Annotated in this window: 15 protein-coding genes; 9 read left to right on the forward strand and 6 right to left on the reverse strand. The window is 62.3% G+C overall.

The window, feature by feature from the left end:
- From RIN13_RS11405 to RIN13_RS11425, 5 genes are all read right to left on the reverse strand, one after another.
- On the reverse strand, positions 1–741 hold a 741-nt coding region (locus RIN13_RS11405; protein WP_309107456.1), incomplete at its 3' end, for an SDR family oxidoreductase.
- Entirely contained in the window at positions 738–1,226 is a 489-nt protein-coding gene (locus RIN13_RS11410; protein WP_309107457.1) for a MarR family winged helix-turn-helix transcriptional regulator, read from the reverse strand. The genes RIN13_RS11410 and RIN13_RS11405, both read right to left, overlap by 4 nt.
- A gap of 71 nt (positions 1,227–1,297) precedes the next feature.
- Entirely contained in the window at positions 1,298–2,203 is a 906-nt protein-coding gene (locus tag RIN13_RS11415; protein ID WP_309107458.1) for an NADP-dependent oxidoreductase, read from the reverse strand.
- Between the two features lie 154 nt (positions 2,204–2,357).
- Positions 2,358–2,489: a hypothetical protein gene (locus RIN13_RS11420; protein ID WP_309107459.1), complete on the reverse strand. Its 132-nt coding sequence runs from the start codon at positions 2,487–2,489 to the stop codon at positions 2,358–2,360.
- Positions 2,490–2,747: 258 nt separating this feature from the next.
- On the reverse strand, positions 2,748–3,239 hold the full coding sequence (locus RIN13_RS11425) for a PaaI family thioesterase (RefSeq protein WP_309107460.1): 492 nt from the start codon (positions 3,237–3,239) through the stop codon (positions 2,748–2,750).
- 128 nt (positions 3,240–3,367) lie between these two features.
- On the opposite strand from RIN13_RS11425, the gene RIN13_RS11430 reads away from it, so the two are divergent.
- The 4 genes from RIN13_RS11430 (at position 3,368) to pgm (ending at position 7,793) form a co-directional block, all read left to right on the forward strand.
- A complete protein-coding gene (locus RIN13_RS11430; protein WP_309107461.1) occupies positions 3,368–3,946 on the forward strand; it encodes a TetR/AcrR family transcriptional regulator in 579 nt (192 codons plus the stop codon).
- 117 nt (positions 3,947–4,063) lie between these two features.
- Positions 4,064–4,879 (forward strand): oxidoreductase, encoded by an 816-nt coding sequence (locus RIN13_RS11435; protein WP_309107462.1) that lies wholly within the window; start codon positions 4,064–4,066, stop codon positions 4,877–4,879.
- 822 nt (positions 4,880–5,701) lie between these two features.
- Complete coding sequence (locus RIN13_RS11440; RefSeq protein ID WP_309107463.1) at positions 5,702–6,055, forward strand: hypothetical protein; 354 nt, start codon at positions 5,702–5,704, stop codon at positions 6,053–6,055.
- Positions 6,056–6,140: 85 nt separating this feature from the next.
- On the forward strand, positions 6,141–7,793 hold the full coding sequence (gene pgm, locus RIN13_RS11445; RefSeq protein ID WP_309107464.1) for a phosphoglucomutase (alpha-D-glucose-1,6-bisphosphate-dependent): 1,653 nt from the start codon (positions 6,141–6,143) through the stop codon (positions 7,791–7,793).
- A 27-nt stretch (positions 7,794–7,820) separates the two neighbouring features.
- Here the strand turns inward: pgm and RIN13_RS11450 are convergent, their stop codons facing one another.
- Positions 7,821–8,828, reverse strand: a complete 1,008-nt coding sequence (locus tag RIN13_RS11450) for a glycoside hydrolase family 43 protein (RefSeq protein WP_309107465.1) — start codon at positions 8,826–8,828, stop codon at positions 7,821–7,823.
- 158 nt (positions 8,829–8,986) lie between these two features.
- Between RIN13_RS11450 and RIN13_RS11455 the strand changes: the two genes are divergently transcribed.
- The 5 genes from RIN13_RS11455 to RIN13_RS11475 all read left to right on the forward strand — a co-directional run bounded on the left by RIN13_RS11455 (position 8,987) and on the right by RIN13_RS11475 (position 16,256).
- Positions 8,987–9,937, forward strand: coding sequence for a family 43 glycosylhydrolase (locus RIN13_RS11455; protein ID WP_309107466.1), 951 nt, complete (start codon positions 8,987–8,989; stop codon positions 9,935–9,937).
- Between the two features lie 126 nt (positions 9,938–10,063).
- A complete protein-coding gene (locus RIN13_RS11460) occupies positions 10,064–11,125 on the forward strand; it encodes a hydroxyacid dehydrogenase (protein WP_309107467.1) in 1,062 nt (353 codons plus the stop codon).
- Between the two features lie 8 nt (positions 11,126–11,133).
- Positions 11,134–12,780, forward strand: a complete 1,647-nt coding sequence (locus tag RIN13_RS11465) for a family 43 glycosylhydrolase (protein WP_309107468.1) — start codon at positions 11,134–11,136, stop codon at positions 12,778–12,780.
- A gap of 57 nt (positions 12,781–12,837) precedes the next feature.
- The gene (locus tag RIN13_RS11470; protein WP_309107469.1) at positions 12,838–13,884 is read left to right on the forward strand and encodes a phosphotransferase; all 1,047 of its coding nucleotides are present in this window, start codon (positions 12,838–12,840) and stop codon (positions 13,882–13,884) included.
- Between the two features lie 155 nt (positions 13,885–14,039).
- Positions 14,040–16,256: an alpha-galactosidase gene (locus tag RIN13_RS11475; protein WP_309107470.1), complete on the forward strand. Its 2,217-nt coding sequence runs from the start codon at positions 14,040–14,042 to the stop codon at positions 16,254–16,256.
- The last annotated feature ends 127 nt before the right edge of the window (positions 16,257–16,383 follow it).

The following is a 16,383-nucleotide window of genomic DNA, read 5'->3' on the forward strand; positions in this document are numbered from 1 at the left end:
AACGCCTACGGCGCGGGTGATGGCTGAAGGAATTGCGCGCACCTTGATCGGCTTCCCGGCGCTTACTCCCATGAGTTTCGCCACCTCAAGTACACTCACTGGCCGGTCCCAGCCGATATCGATGCGTTCTCCGTCTTCTGCATCGGCGTCGACGGCCGCGGCCAAGTAAGCAGCGAGGTCGGAGGTGTGGACGAAGGTGAGCGGGACGGACGCCTTGCCCGGCCACATCATTCGGCCCTTATCGATGGGGTTGCCGCCCATGCTTGCGACCTGGTCAATGAACGCCCCTGGACGCAGCGCTACAAAGGGGACTCCGAGCTGTTCCAGCTTGTCCTCGGCGACCTTTTTGTGCCAGAAATGGGGGACATTGGGTGTCTGGTCACTGGTGAGGATGCTGGTCAGGACGAACCGCCGGATACCGGTCCGGCGAGCCGCTTCGGCGAGGTTGGAGTTGCCGATGGTGTCGATGTCCTGCGAATTTTTGCCGCCGCGGGTGTAGCCCGCCGCGGTGGTGATCACGGCATCCGCCCCGTTCATGGCGGCAACCAGCGAGTCGACGTCGAGCATGTCACCGCGGGCGATCTCCACACCCCTGGTCTGGAGCCGGCTGGCGTCGCTGGTCGGACGGACCAGCGCGCGGACGCTCTTGCCGCGCTTGAGCAGTTCGTCGACGACCTTGCCCCCGAGGGAGCCGGTTGCCCCGACGACGAGGACGGGGAGGGTCGAAGGGGTGATGGTCATGAGGTCTCGCTTTCCATCCGGTCCATTTGGATCCGGGAATTGATTGCTTTAACGATGGCGTCAGCGGCGGTCATCACGGACTCCGCCTGCTGGGGTGACAGATTCCGCGTCGTGGTCTCTTCCAATGTCTGCCACATGGAAGCGATCGGCTCGCGCATGGCTCGGCCCTTCTCGGTGAGATGGACCACCATCACGCGCCGGTCATGGTCGGCCGGTTGGCGGATAAGAAGGCCGGCGTCCTGCATCCGGCGCAGGGTCTTTGAGACCGTTGAGTGGTCGAGTCCGACGCTGGCGAGCAACTCGGACTGTGTTTGTCCGTCCCGGTCAAAGAGGTGCATGAGCACCAGTTCCTGTCCCGGATGGAGGTCCAGCGCCCGGAGCAGGCCGGCAGCAAAGCCCCGGTGGGCACGGGCAAGTTGAAAGATCGCGTAGCTCACCGGACCCTGGTCGAATGTAGTGGGGATGTGCAGGTGTGAAGTAGGCATCATTCAGTCCGTTCAGCCGGTGTGCATCGGGTAGTCGGTGTAGCCTACAGCGCCGGAAAGCGCGGGCCTGGTCAGGATACGGTGAGCACGAGCTTGCCCCGGATGTGCCCGGCATCGCTGACGTCTTGGGCCCTGGCGGCCTGAGCGAGAGGGTAGGCAGTGACGGTGGTGGCGACCTTTCCGATCGCAGCCTCCTGCGCCAGCGCAGAAAGATGCTCAGCGGAGCGCTCCTGACCACCGGTGGCAAAAGTGATCCCCAGCTGATGAGCACGGAAATCAGCGAGGGTGACGATCCTGTCGGTACCACCGCGCAGGGTAATGGAGTCCTCGAGCGCCCCTTTTCCCGCAACATCAAGCACCGCGTCAACCCCGTCAGGGGCAAGAGCCTGCACCCGCTCGACCAGCCCATCCCCGTACAAGGTCGCCGCGGCGCCGAGAGAGGTCACATAGTCCTGGTTGCCGGGGCCGGCCGTGCCAATAACGCGCGCACCACGGGCAGCGGCGAGTTGGACCACGATGGTCCCGACCGCTCCTGCGGCGCCGTGGATCAGCAGAGTCTCCCCGGATGCGACGGCGAGCAGGTTCAAAACCCGCTCAGCTGTCTCGCCTGCCACTGGGAGCGCCACCGCGCGTTCCCAATCAAGTTCGGCGGGCTTGGGGGCGACTGTGGTTGCCAGGGCGTACTCGGCGTAGGCGCCGGTATCTGACCACCCGAAGACCTCGTCTCCAACGCTTACCTCCGTCACGCCGGCACCCACTGCCTCCACCGTGCCGGACACCTCGAATCCGGGAATTACTGGCAGCGGCGTCGGGAACACGGCCTCCAGAGCACCCGAACGGATCTTCCCGTCCAGCGCGTTCACTCCCGCCGCCCTCACCCTGACAAGCACTTGGCCTGAGCCTGGCTGTGGGACCTGAACGTCCGCCTGACGCAGAACATCGGTTCCGCCGAACTGCTCAAACTGGATAGCTTTCATGATCTCTTCTCCCTGTTAGAAAACCTAAGTATGTGGCTAGCCACATACTGTACAGGAAACATGTGTGGCTAGCCACAAATATGGAAGGGACCATTCGCCTACGACTCAGTTCGGGAGACTGCACCGCCGCCTACGAGCAGTGTGGAGTCGAAAATCAGGACCCAATCAGGTAGGAGATTTCCGGTTCGGTACCATCCTCTGCATCCACCCAGGCCATAAAGTCAGTCAATGACATGAAGCAGTAGTAATCGCAGTACCGTAGCGCCTGTTTCTCTGCCTTGCTCATATCCACTATTCGAAGCACGCTTCGACGGGGATGGCTTCGTGGGGCCGCCTGGCTTGTTACCGCACTTTTCTTCGCTGCCTGTCGTCCAGCGCCCCTTCCAGGCGCTATACCACTACGCACCAGGCCAGCCGCAAAGCCCTGAACGACCGCGTTGCCCACCACTTCACGATCCGCGGCGGGCTTATCGTCCGCTTCGGCAGTTCGTAGACACGGCCCTTCAGGGACGCAGCAGAAATCTAACGGGAATGCCCCTCAAGATCAGCTGATGGGAAAGACGAGCAGCGACCCGGTGGCAGTAGCCACAAGTTTGCCACTGGCGTCCGTGACAGTGCCGTCCGCGAAAGCAACACGGTTGCCGGCCTTCGATACAACGCCAACACAGGTCAACGGGCCACTGCCGGCACGGATTGAGCGAAGATAGTTCACTTTGATTTCTATCGACGTGTAGCCCACTCCCCTCGGCAGGGTGGTTTGCACGGCGCAGCCGAGTGCTGAATCGAGCAGCGTGCATACCAGCCCGCCATGAACCGCGCCGATCGGGTTGTAATGGGATTCGTCAGGCTGGCACGTGAAGGTGGCCGTTCCGGGTCCCGCCTCTGTAAGCGTCATGTTCAACAGTTCGCCCATCGGCGGTGGCGGCAGCTTTTTGCCCATCATCGAATGGAGGTAGTCAAGGCCGCTCATGCTCGGCATAGCTGCCGCGCCAACGGCAGGGTCTTCCCAGGTGATGAGTCGTTTGCGCTCTGTCACTGCCGCTCCAAGTTTCGTCTGGTTCGTGAATAAGTGTCGGAAATGTAACACGCTTGTTCCTCTTATTCCGAAATGTGTCCCTATTGAGTATCTATTAGGGTGGAATGAACCTACAGATGGAGAGACGAATGGGCCGGGCATTACGTGCCGACGCCGAACGCAGTGTGCGCGCAATTCTGGAAGCGGCCGAGCAAGTGTTGGTCGATGACCCCGGCGCTTCCATGGAGCAGATCGGCGAGAGGGCAGGACTGACCAGGACCACAGTGCACCGCAGGTTCGCCAACCGGAAGGCGCTGATGGATGCCCTTGCGATCTCCGCCAAACAACAGCTCGCCGACGCCATCGAGGCGGGCAACCCTGACTCTTCCCCTCCCCTCATTGCGTTGCATCGAGTGACTGCTAATGTGCTCAGGACAAAAAACTCGTGGAAATTCACTCTTGGCAGCCCTCTGGCAGACACCAGCGCGGCGGCGGAGATCTGGGACCGGATCAACGTCCGCTGCCTTGATCTCTTCACAAGGGCACAACGCGATGGACTCCTCGCTGCGGATGCAGACCTGGAATGGACACGGCAGGTGTACTACGCATTGATGAGCGAAGCCCTCCAGAGATTTCCGGAAGATCCGAATCCCGACGCTAAGACAACGGATACGCTCGCGACACTCGTGGTGGACACCTTGCTGCACGGGACCGGCCCAAGAAATTAAGGCAAGCGGCTTGTCCTGCGAGAAAATGGGACACGACTGGTGCACCTAATTGAGTAAATGATACAGTTGTGTAACACATAGTTACTCGACTGCATACACGACTCCATGGAGGCAGAAATGGCACCAACCCAAAAAGTAGCTCTCGTAACCGGCGCGTCAACAGGCATTGGCCAAGCCGCCGCCGTCGCTCTTGTGGAAGCAGGATTCACAGTAATCGGGACAAGCCGCAACGCATCGAAGGCCCAGCCGCTCAATGGAGTGGAGTTCCTGGATCTCGACGTTGCCAGCGGCCCGTCTGTGGAAAAAGCGATCGCAGAGGTAGTCCGGCGGCACGGGCGCATCGACGTTCTGGTGAACAACGCGGGGATCGGATCCTCGGGTGCGGCGGAGGAAAGTTCCGTGATGCAGGCTCAGCACGTCTTCGACATCAACGTGTTCGGAGTCATCCGTGTGACCAACGCCGTCCTTCCGATCATGCGGGCCCAGAAGAGCGGCCGCATCGTGAACCTGTCATCGATCCTCGGGATAATTCCGCAGCCCTACATGGCCGTGTACGCGGCAACGAAGCATGCTGTGGAGGGGTACTCGGAGTCCCTCGATCACGAGCTCCGGGAGTTCGGCGTGCGGGTCACACTGGTACAGCCTGCTTGGACCAACACTTCCTTTGAGGCGAACACCATCAGGCCCGACCGGCCGCTGCCCGCCTACGCCGAGCGGCGCCAGGTGTTTGAGGAGTTCTCAATCGGTCAAATCAAGCACGGCGACGAAGCCGCGACGGTAGCAAAGGCGATCGTCGCCGGCGCTACCGACACCAACCCCAAGATGCGGTATGCAGGCGGCTCACGGACTGCCGTCGTGTCCAAGATGCGGCGTTTTGTTCCTGCCCGCATGTTCGACCAGCAACTACGTAAGCTGAACAAGCTTCCTTCCTGAGGACGTGCTCGAGACCGTCCCGGCAGTGGCGGATGGCGTCGGGCCCGTGGCCCGCGCTGCCCTCCCCCAGCAACCCGGGGCGGTTGTCCCCTACTCGACTCCTGGGCTACACAGGCATTCCCGTCTATGAGTCCTACGCAACCGCCATTCCCTTCTTCCTCTGCTGTGAAAAGCGTCTGAGGCAAGACTTCCGCCGCTTTCTCCATTAGCCGTTAGTCATTCAACGAAATATCCAGCACCAGAAACCGATTGCTGAATCGTGTCAAGGGCCAAAGGCCCGGAAACTGGCACCAATTTCATGTTTTTTATGACCAAAACCCTTGATGGCTCTAAAACTTGTTTACGCTAACAAAAGGAGCTGAAAGGAGTTGGGCCTGCTCGGTTCCCTGAGCTTGAAGGGCGCTATGAAACAGGTCAACGAGGTCCTTGACGCGGTCGATCAGATACGGGCGGTTAAACCGTCACCGTGCAGGTCCCTAAAAAGGGACTCCCCCACTGGTTGCCGCGGCTTCAATAATTTTGCTTTAACATCACCAAGCACATCGCATCCCGCGCACTTTCCGGACTCCTTGTTTCGGAAACGGTCGCCGCGGAATACGTGCTTCCACCTGGCCGCATCCGGCCGTGACAGCCCTCACCGGGCAGCAGCTCACCAGCACTGCTGAACCTACAGGTTTCCGTCAGTAGCCGCGTAGCACAGGCGGCACCACGGGGCACCGCGTCACATTTTGGCAGTTGCCCCGTCTAATAAGCAGACCCCTTCAAGTCCAGCTTCGCCAACGAGGGCGAGGATTAACTTGGGCACCAGAAAGGACGCACACGATGTCCACGGGACCGTCACCCCTGAACACCCGCTTGGAACCGCCGCGCGACGTCGCTGCACCCCTCAGCGCCCAAGCGTTAAACGTCCTCTCCAGGGCACCACGAATGGCGATGCTCAGAAGTCTCCGTGGAGAAACCTGGCGTCCCCCTGGCCAGATCTATGAAGCCGCGGGCATTTCTCCGCAAGAGGGGTTGCCGCACCTTCTGGCGCTGCAGGATCTGGGAGTGGTCCGCGAGGATCAAGGCAGCTTCAGCCTCGACGTCGAGCTCCTTAACCGGATCCTCCAGCAGACTTCACTCTCCGCACCGGCCACCGGAATGGCGTCCACCCAAGGTGGAAAAGCCTCCGCATAAGGTCTTTGAGGGCTAATTCGCTGTCATAGGAGCCCGATTCCGGACTTAGCGTGTGGACTCGCGCCTCGTCTGGCATGCTGGTGCCATGGCTAGCCGCGCGGGTACTGTTGCCCAACCCCAAGACCTTGTTGACCTCACCGCACTCCTGGATGCGTACTACGACGTTTCGCCGGATCTCACAGACCCTGGCCAACGGGTAGCGTTCGGTACGTCCGGACACCGGGGCTCCAGCCTCAAAGCCTCGTTCAATGAGCCGCATATTGTCGCCATTACCCAAGCCATCGTTGAGTACCGGGCGGGGCAAGGCATCACCGGGCCGTTGTACTTGGCCAAGGACACCCATGCGCTCAGCGAACCAGCCCAGAACTCAGCGCTCGAAGTCCTCGCGGCCAACGGCGTGAACGTGCTCATCGACGCACGTCACGGTTACACCCCCACCCCCTCCCTGAGCCACGCGATCCTCACCCACAACCGCAACTCCCCCTCCGGCGCCCCGCAGGCAGACGGCATAGTTGTCACGCCCAGCCACAATCCCCCCGGCGATGGCGGCTTCAAGTACAACCCGCCGCACGGCGGCCCTGCTGACAGCGATGCCACAGGCTGGATCGCCAACCGCGCCAACGAACTCCTTGAAAACGGGCTTCGCGGCGTCAAGCGGATCCCTGTGGCCGAAGCCCTCGACGCCGACACAACGGGCAAGTTCGACTTCCTGAGCAGCTACGTCGACGACCTCCCCTCCGTTCTGGACCTTAACGCCGTCCGGGAGGCCGGCGTCCGGATCGGCGCAGACCCCATGGGCGGCGCCGCCGTCGATTATTGGGGTGAAATCGGTGAGCGCCACCATCTCAACCTCACCGTCGTGAACCCCACTGTGGACCCGCAATGGGCCTTTATGACCCTGGACTGGGACGAAAAAATCCGGATGGACTGCTCCTCCCCCTCCGCAATGGCCTCGCTCATTCAGCGGATGTCCAACGGCGGCGCGAGCTTTGATGTCGCCACCGGGAATGACGCTGACGCCGACCGCCATGGCATTGTGACGCCGGACGGCGGGTTGATGAACCCGAACCACTATCTCGCCGTCGCAATTGACTACCTGTACCGTCACCGGGCCGGCTGGAATCCGCAGTCTGTGATTGGCAAAACTCTGGTTTCCTCCTCGATCATCGACCGCGTGGCGGAGAGCCTCGGCCGGAAGCTGGTGGAAGTTCCGGTGGGCTTCAAGTGGTTTGTTCCCGGCCTGCTTTCCGGGGAAGGTGCTTTCGGCGGCGAAGAATCGGCCGGCGCTTCCTTCAACAAGATGGACGGCAGCGTATGGACCACGGACAAGGACGGCATCCTGCTGGCACTCCTGGCCTCGGAAATCACCGCCGTCACGGGCAAGTCCCCCTCCCAGCTCTACAAGGGCCTCACCGACCAGTTCGGTGACCCCGTCTACGCGCGCATTGATGCCGCCGCCAGCCGCGAACAAAAGGCGGCATTGGGCAAGCTATCCTCCTCTGACGTCAGCGCCACCGAACTTGCCGGTGAAACCATCACCGCCAAGCTGACTGAAGCTCCCGGCAACGGGGCCTCGATCGGTGGACTGAAAGTGGTCACTGAGAACGCCTGGTTCGCCGCCCGGCCCTCCGGCACTGAAGACGTCTACAAGATCTACGCGGAGTCCTTCAAGGGTGCAGACCACCTCAAGCAGGTGCAGGCTGAAGCAAAGGCCCTCGTGGACGGCGTCATCTCCTAAAAAGCGTCTCCTAAAAAGCGCCGTCCCCTAAAAGGTGGCCACCACTCTGAGGATCATCTCCTGGGCCGGATACCGGCTCAGGAGATGATCCCGCTCGGAAAGGGTAATTGGCAGGACGGAACCGTGGCGGGCACCGGGAGGAAGCAACGCGTCTTCCACCGGTTCCCATATTCCGGCGGCGATATCGGCTGAGTGGAACGCCATGTAGCCGCGCCTCCCGAATTCATCCAGGAACAGGTACCAGCCCCCGCCGTCGGGAGCCTCGAGTGCAATGGGCCCCTCACCGTGCTCCATGGCCCCGGACCCGATCCCTTCCCGCACCGGAAAGTAGTCGGGATCCAGCACTGTTTCGCCACGCTCCTGGAAGATGAATTTCGAATTGGGACCGTTGCCGGACCGCTCGCGCTCGTCCTTGGTGAACCTGTAGATCTGGCCCTCGTGCTCGATCATGGTGCTGTCGATGACGGAGTGTCCCCGGTCCAGATACACGTCGGGTTCAGAGAAGGTCACAAAGTCCGTGGTCGTGGAGTACATCATGCGGTGGTACGAGGGGTCAGCATGTCCAGGGTCCTCATACAGGGAGGACGCCCAGAACACCACGTAAGTGCCGGACTCGGCCTCGAAAAAGGCCTCGGGTGCCCAGGTGTTTCCCGCCTCCGGCCCCATCAGCTCGACCAGCCTGGGTCCTGTCCAGTCCATCAGGTCCTGCGAGTCCCACACCAGGATGCTCCGGCTGCCATGGCGCACAGCATTTTCCCAGTCCTGGCCATGGGCGCGGAGATCAGTTGCCAGCAGATGAAACGATCCCGTCAGCACGGACCGCACCAGGAATGGGTCTCTCACACCCTGTTCTCCGACGTCGGAAACCAAAAGCGGAGCTCCCGCATTCAACGGAACATAGCGCAGCGGGTTTCCGGGCTCGCTCACGGCAAACCGGACCTGCTCGCCGTCGGGCTCTCCCTCGGAGCAGAAATATGCGAAGAGGAAGGCGTCTTCAGGACCATCCTGTTGATCTGCAGGTGAAGAGCGCGGCAAGGAAAGCTCCAGTCCCTAGTGGGTGAATTGGCATATTGTTCGAAGACCAGACTCTACAACGATGTAGAAGTACCGGGCAAGCCTCTGGAATGAACTTGTCCATCGCTGTAGAGTCGACGCAATCCACGGCCCCTGCCCGAGCCCAGAGAAAGCGATCCATGAGCCAAACAGAGCAACCGACGGCACCAACAGAAACCCAGGCGTCATTGCCAACGAGGAACACCCTTCCCGCCAAATCCCAACTTCCCGGGCTGTTCGCGGATCCGAACCTGATCCAGTACTGGGACACCTATTACCTCTACCCCACCTCAGACGGTTTCGAGGATTGGGCGGGCACTTCGTTCTCGGTACTCTCCTCTCCGGATCTGGTGGATTGGACCGATCATGGCACCATCCTCACCCTGGGGACAGACGTCACCTGGGCCAGCGAGCGGGCTTGGGCTCCGGCTGCCGCCCAGCGCAATGGCAAGTTCTACTTCTACTTCACGGCCAACGGTAATATCGGCGTGGCAGTGGCCCACTCCCCTACCGGCCCCTTCAAAGATTTGGGCAAGCCGCTGGTGCCGGCGGGGGTGTTTGCCGGTTTCACCATCGATCCCTCTGTTTTTGTGGACAAGGACGGCAGCGCGTATCTGTATTGGGGCAACGGCACCGCGCACGGAGTGAAGCTGAATGAGGACATGGTCTCGTTCGACCCCGGCGCCGTAGTTTCGTGGAATCCGGAGGGTTTCCGTGAGGCCGCCTGGGTCCACCGCAGGGGTGAGAGTTACTACCTGTCGTGGTCTGAAAACGATACCCGTGAGGACGACTACCGCGTCCGTTACGCGAGCGGACCGGGACCCCTTGGCCCCTGGACGCATCACGGTGTGATCCTCGAAAAGGACCTGGAGCGGGGCATCCGGGCAACAGGCCATCACTCAATCCTGAATGTCGAAGGTACCGAGGATTGGATCATTGCCTACCACCGCTTCGCCATTCCGGGGGGAAACGGCTTCAACCGCGAAACTCTCTTTGAACGCCTGGTTCATCGGCCGGACGGTTCAATCGCCACGGTAGAGTTCGGCGACGAGCCCTTGCGGATTCCAATTGCCCCGCAGTCTTCGCGTTAGTGCGCTTCTTAATACTCATCGACAAATACGGACTGCTCTGGAAATCAACTTGGGAAAACGTTATCCTCGATTACGGGACGGTTAGCAGATCCCCGGCAAGTCCCGCCGCCGCCACCAGGAGATCACATGAGCCTCGATAGTCCCCCCACCACTTCGGACCGTCAGCTTTCGGCTGTCTCCAGGGCCGGGACCTCAGAAAAAGCCCGGCGGCCCAAAGCCCTTCTGGCCATGACGCCGGCAAGTCTGGCCGATCTCGTCTTCGGTGCCGGGTGGCCCGGGCTCCATGAGCGTATCGAACTGCTCAGCCCGGGCGTGGTCACCGACTGGCACCTGGTGGATCCCGCCATCCTTGCCCAGACCGAAGTAATCGTCACCGGCTGGGGCTGTCCGGCATTTACGGCGGAACTGCTGGAGCTGGCGCCGGGGTTGAAAGCGGTTGTGCACCAGGGCGGGGTGGCTTCCACGCAGCTGCCCCCCGGGGCGGAAACGCGGATCAGGTTCTCAAATGCCGGCGACGCGAACGCAACCCCGGTGGCGGAGTACACGCTGGCCATGATCCTCCTGGCCAATAAAGACGCCTTCCGGGCAACGCGCCTCTACCGTGGGGAACAGGCCGCCATCGACCGGGAAGAGCGGTTCCCGCTTTCGGGGAACTTCGGGCGCACCGTGGGAATCGTGGGCGCCTCACGCATCGGGCGCAAGGTCATCGCACTGCTGCGTCCTTTTGATCTCCATATGCTGGTATCGGACCCAACGCTGGATCCGCAGGAGGCTGAACTTCTCGGCGTCGAGCTTGTGGACCTGGACCACCTGATGGCATCCAGCAGCGTGGTTTCCATCCATGCGCCAGTACTTCCTTCCACTTTCGAGATGATCGGCGCAAACCAGCTGGGCCTGCTGGAGACCGGAGCCACCCTGATCAACACCTCCCGCGGCGAACTGGTGGACCAGGAGTCGCTCCTGGCCGAGCTGCGCACCGGGAGGATCAACGCGGTCCTGGATGTGACCACGCCGGACGTCCTGCCGCCCGGGCATGAACTCTATTCGATGCCAAACGTCGTGCTCACGCCTCACATCGCCGGATCCATGGGCAATGAGCTGGCGCGCCTGGGTGAACATGTGCTGGCCGAGCTGGACCGCTACCGGTCTGGCCAGGAGTTTGCCTACCCAGAAGTACCGGTTTGGTGAGGACGGCCATGACCATCACCAATCCCATACTCCCCGGCTTTTTTCCGGACCCGTCCATTGTTCGCGTGGGAGAGTGGTTTTACGTGGCCAACAGCTCCTTTGAATGGTTCCCCACCATTCCGATCCACCGGTCCAGGGACCTGGCCAACTGGGAGTTCGCAGGCTCACTCAACGGACCCGGCGTCGCCCTTGACTTCAGCGGGATCCAGGATTCCGGGAGCATCTGGGCGCCGTCATTAAGCTGGAACGATGGCACGTTCTGGCTGACGTTCACGGTGGTACGGTCCTTTGGCGGAGCCCAGAAGGACATGGACACGTATGTGACCAGGGCGGCGGACGCTTCAGGTCCCTGGTCAGCACCGGCTCGGGTCACCAGCACTGGTTTCGACCCCTCCATCTTTCACCATGAGGGCAGGCACTGGCTCGCGAACATGGAGTGGGACAACCGCCCCAATGGCCGCGGCGGATTTGCGGGCATCAATGTGCAGGAACTGACACCCGACGGATCAGCCACTGTCGGGGCTCCCCACTCCATCTTCCGCAGCGCCACACTGATCGAGGGGCCAAACCTGTATTTCCGGGACGGCTGGTACTACCTCATGACCGCCGAAGGCGGGACGGGCTTCAACCACGGCATCCTGATGCTCCGTTCCCGTGAGCTGCTCGGCCCCTACGAAGCCGACCCGGACGGGTCCCTCCTCACAAGCCGGGACGACGACGCGCTCCCCCTCCAGAAGGCCGGTCACGGTGAGCTCGTCACCACAGAGGCGGGCGGGGACTACCTTGTGCACCTTGCCAGCCGCTGGATCGAGTCCGACGGCGACCGTCGCGCGATTCTCGGCCGGGAGACGTGCCTCCAAAAAGTGACCTGGACTCCCGATGGCTGGCTTCGGCTTGAACAGGGAGGCCACCATGCCGCCGAACAAATCCCGGCGCCTGCCGGACTGATCCCGGCGCCTTCCGGATTGCAAATGCCTTTGGGATTGCAAGTGGCGCCCGACGGGCGGCCGCCCGCTCCCGCCGTCGGCCCGTCCTCTGGTTTTCCTGCTGCCGGCGAGCCTCTAGCCTGGCCCTGGAGCACCTTACGATCTCCCGCTTCCAAGGCCGACTGGCTGAGCACCACCGACCGCCCCGGTTGGCTGCGCCTGCGTGGGATGAGGAGTACGGATTCCTTGCGGGACCAGAGCCTGATTGCCCAGCGCATCAGGAGCGAATCCGTGTCGGTGAGCGTTGTCCTTGACGCCGCCCCGGAAAACTACACGCAATCCGCGGGCCTGATCTTCTACTACAACACCAGCGCCTACTTCTATCTGAGGCTTTCGGTACGGGACACTGAAGACTCGCTGAAACGCGTAGTGGAGGTATGGGAGCGCGACGCCGAGAAGGGACTGCTGGTCCACGCCACCGCCGTGGTTCCTGACTCAGGACCGCTCCTGCTGAAGGGCACGATGACGCCGAATGAAGTGCAGTTCTCCTGGGGCACCGAGGACGGCGGGCTTGAGCAACTGGCCGCAGGCTTGAATGCGACGCACCTGTCCGATGATTACGGCCGGACCCTGAGGTTCACCGGGCCTTTTGTCGGCGTATGTGCCCAGGACCTTCGCGATCAGACCTTTTGTGCGGATTTCAGGCAGTTCTCGTTGACTCCGTCCTAGCGTCCTACGGCCGGCTGGTGCTTGACGGCGCCGTCAGGCCTCGGGAGGATAGCTGGGATGCTTCCCCTCAGCGAGATCAAGTCCCTGAACAGTACCGTCGACGAAGCCTGGCGCAGCCCTGTGGCCGACGCCGTGGCTGCCGCTTGGGGCCTGCCGCCCGGAGCCGCGCTCTACCTGCGCTCGAGCGCGGCCCACGTATTCATCGTGCCGGCGAAGACCACGGCACAAGAGACCATCTTCCTGCGCTTTGTCCCTGCGAGAGTTCGCCCGGAGCAGGCCCTGCTGCGGCCAGCCAGGTTGCTGACCGCGCTGTCATCGGCAGGCCACCCAGTGGTGTCCGCCGTGCTTTCCGAGGCCGGGCGGCTCGTGGAAACGCTCGCGACGCCGGCCGGTTCGGTTCACGCGGCGGCAGTTACCGCGGCCCGAGGCGAAGAAAGGGAGCCGGAAACCCTGACCGAAGACCAGTCATGGGCGTGGGGCGCCGCTCTTGCCAGATTCCACATGGACGCGGCGCCGCATCGTGGGATCTTCCTTGATCCCGGGATTGCGGGGAAGGCAGACACACAGCCTGCCTTGGCCACGTCCCCGTTCGCCACGCTTGCCAGCCTGAACGTCGATCCGCGGCTCGCCCGGGCTGCCGAAACGTTGGCTGCCGACTGGGCTGCCCTTCCCGGCCTTCCCGCCCAAAAGGGCGTGTTGCATGGCGACTTCGAGCTCGACAACCTGCGCTGGGAGGGCGATGCAGTGTCCATCTTTGATCTGGATGAGGCCCGCATTGGCCGCTTTGCAGAGGATATTGCCTCAGCGCTGCGAGACATAGTGGGGCAGGACTGCGACAACCCAACCTATCCTGCCCTGTTCGCCTCCTTCCTTGACGGCTACGCTTCTGTCCGCACCCTGAACGAGGACGAAGTCGCCCTCCTGCCGATCTGTATGGCCTCCAACGCGGCCCGGGACCTGTTACAACGAACCGGGGTCCTCGATGTGGAACCAGCAGCCGGAGACTCCCCTCCATGGCTTCCCGACCTTCGTTCCTCCCTCGTGAACCATTACGACGAGAAACGTTCCCTGATCCTCAGGGTGGCCGAAAAGACCCTGAACTAGCTGCTCGGGACGGGTAGAAGCACCTCCGCATCAGCTAAAAGAACACAAAGGGCACAATGGCCCTCGCATTCCTTCTGGGAAAACGTTATCCTCAAAAGATCGTATTTCTAGGACAGTTCCGGCAACAGGCTGCCGAACCACCACCAGGAGCCACCATGACCCTTACTCACCTCCCTCCGGATGTCGAGGACAAGCCACCCACCCTCGAGGTGCCGGAAGGCGGCGAGATCCTCACGTGGGGAAACAGCTGCATTCAGTTGCACATCCTCCATGGGGAGGACACGGCACCCCGCCTGCTCGCCCTTCATCACGCCAGCGAACCTGTTCCTGATCTCGCCGGATTGCGCCGATCAGCCTTACCGTTGGTGGAACTCGCACTGGCCGGGGACGGCCGCCATGGCACCGCGGGAAAGCGGCATGTGGACGGTCGTGCCGCCCAGGGTTTGCGGCTCACGGCAATAGTCCGCAGCGAGTACGACGGCGGCAATCGCCTTCAGATCGACGCCCGCGATTCTGTGTCCGGCGTCGAAGTTTCAGTGTTTTATGAGCTCTCAGACGGCTCGGCTGTCCTCCGGTGCTGGACAGAAGTACGGGCCGGAGCCACCGCCGTCGAGCTTGAATACATCTCTTCCCTGACTCTGTCCGGCCTCGGGCATGGAGCAGACTGGGAAGAACGCTTTGGTCTGTGGGAAGCAGCCAACCCGTGGTCCGGGGAGTTCCGCTGGCGCCGTTCAACGCTGGCCGAACGCGGGCTCTACAACGTGGGGATGGTCCAGTACAACCAGGTCGGTTCCAAAAACCGGATTGTCACGACGTCCACGGGGGCGTGGTCCACCGGCGAACATCTGCCCTTGGGGATCCTCGAGGATTTGCACTCCGGCCGCATGATCGGCTGGCAGGTGGAGAACAACGGGGCCTGGCATTATGAACTCGGAGACCGTTACGACGACGTCTACCTCACCGTTTCCGGGCCTACTGCCGAGGAACACCAGTGGGCGGTGACCCTGAACCCAGGTGAGAAATTCACCACCGTCCCCGCCGCCGTCGTCGTGGTCCCGCTTGGCGGTTTGGACGCCGTGGCCACCGAACTGACAGCCTACCGGCGCCGGATCCGCCGGCCGCACACGGATAGTGTGCAGCTGCCGGTAATCTACAACGACTTCCTCAACTGCCTCATGTCCGATCCCACCACCGAGAAGGAGCTGCCGCTCATCGCTGCCGCCTCAAAGCTGGGAGTGGAGGTCTTCTGCATCGACGCCGGCTGGTATGACGACGAAAACGGCGGCTGGTGGGACTCCGTGGGCGAGTGGGAGCCGTCCTTGAACCGGTTCCCCGGCGGCGGGCTGAGCGGCCTGATCGAAAAGATCCGCGAGGCAGGCATGAAGCCCGGGCTGTGGCTGGAACCGGAAGTGGTGGGAGCCCGTAGCCGGATGGCGGACCTGCTTCCTCCCGAGGCATTTTTCACCCGTCGGGGCAAGAGAATCAAGGAATGGGGCCGCTACCAGCTCGACCTCCGGCACCCGGCGGCGCGTGCCCACCTTGACCAGGTGGTGGACCGGCTCATGGCTGACTTCGACCTCGCCTACCTGAAGCTCGATTACAACATCGATATTGGCTCGGGCACGGACGCCACGGGTGCTGCCGGCGCAGGGCTGCTCGAGCACAACAGGGCATTCCTTGAGTGGGTATCCACCGCAATGGACCGGCACCCCGGCCTCACCATTGAAGGATGTTCGGCCGGTGGCTCCAGGACCGACGGCGCCTCGGGAGCAGTCTTTCCCGTCCAGTCACTCACTGATCAGCAGGACTTCATCAAGACTCCTCCCATCTCCGCTGCCGCCGCCTTGGCGATTGCGCCCGAGCAGTCCGGGGTCTGGGCTTCAGTGGAAGGGAGCATGAACGCCGAGGAACTGGCGTTCTCCCTGAGCAGCGCATTGCTGGCACGAGTCCACTTGGCGGGACATATCGACACCCTGCACGACGCCCAAATGGACGTTGTCCGTGAAGGGATTGAGGCCTACAAGAGATTGCGGGCCGGCATCGCGGCGTCGGAACCATCCTTCCCGCTTGGATTGCCCGGATGGCGCGACCACTGGATCGCCCAGGGCGCCACCTTCCCCAATATCGCGGCCGATGAGGACTCCCGGAAGGACCGCTACCTCATTGCCCTTCACCGGCGTGGCGGCCTGGATGAACAGCTGATCACCCTCCCGGACTGGCTCGGCCCGAACCCCTCGGTTTCGGTGGCGTACCCCAGCTGGGGATCGTCCGCCGTCGAAATCCTTCCGGGAACTGCGAGCCAACCAGCGGTGCTTAAAGTGACCATGCCCCAAGCCCCGAGTGCCCGCGTCATCGAGCTGCACCCAGCCTAGGGAGAGTTCGCTCGGTCGGGACGCGGCCCGGCCCCCTAAGAACGCAGTTCAACGAACATGTGGTCACCGGCCGCTCTCGTCGGCCAGTGACCACGTGTGTTTGGGGGGCGGGATGAGCAGGCACCGT

Source organism: Arthrobacter sp. (assembly GCF_031179985.1).
GTDB lineage: Bacteria > Actinomycetota > Actinomycetes > Actinomycetales > Micrococcaceae > Arthrobacter.

Excerpts from the sequence above, each read along its gene's own strand:
- RIN13_RS11470 (WP_309107469.1), top strand. The coding sequence starts at position 12,838 with ATGCTTCCCCTCAGCGAGATCAAGTCCCTGAACAGTACCGTCGACGAA.
- RIN13_RS11460 (WP_309107467.1), top strand. The coding sequence starts at position 10,064 with ATGAGCCTCGATAGTCCCCCCACCACTTCGGACCGTCAGCTTTCGGCT.
- RIN13_RS11465 (WP_309107468.1), top strand. The coding sequence starts at position 11,134 with ATGACCATCACCAATCCCATACTCCCCGGCTTTTTTCCGGACCCGTCC.
- pgm (WP_309107464.1), top strand. The coding sequence starts at position 6,141 with ATGGCTAGCCGCGCGGGTACTGTTGCCCAACCCCAAGACCTTGTTGAC.
- RIN13_RS11475 (WP_309107470.1), top strand. The coding sequence starts at position 14,040 with ATGACCCTTACTCACCTCCCTCCGGATGTCGAGGACAAGCCACCCACC.
- RIN13_RS11420 (WP_309107459.1), bottom strand. The coding sequence starts at position 2,489 with ATGAGCAAGGCAGAGAAACAGGCGCTACGGTACTGCGATTACTACTGC.
- RIN13_RS11430 (WP_309107461.1), top strand. The coding sequence starts at position 3,368 with ATGGGCCGGGCATTACGTGCCGACGCCGAACGCAGTGTGCGCGCAATT.
- RIN13_RS11440 (WP_309107463.1), top strand. The coding sequence starts at position 5,702 with ATGTCCACGGGACCGTCACCCCTGAACACCCGCTTGGAACCGCCGCGC.
- RIN13_RS11415 (WP_309107458.1), bottom strand. The coding sequence starts at position 2,203 with ATGAAAGCTATCCAGTTTGAGCAGTTCGGCGGAACCGATGTTCTGCGT.
- RIN13_RS11435 (WP_309107462.1), top strand. The coding sequence starts at position 4,064 with ATGGCACCAACCCAAAAAGTAGCTCTCGTAACCGGCGCGTCAACAGGC.
- RIN13_RS11455 (WP_309107466.1), top strand. The coding sequence starts at position 8,987 with ATGAGCCAAACAGAGCAACCGACGGCACCAACAGAAACCCAGGCGTCA.
- RIN13_RS11410 (WP_309107457.1), bottom strand. The coding sequence starts at position 1,226 with ATGCCTACTTCACACCTGCACATCCCCACTACATTCGACCAGGGTCCG.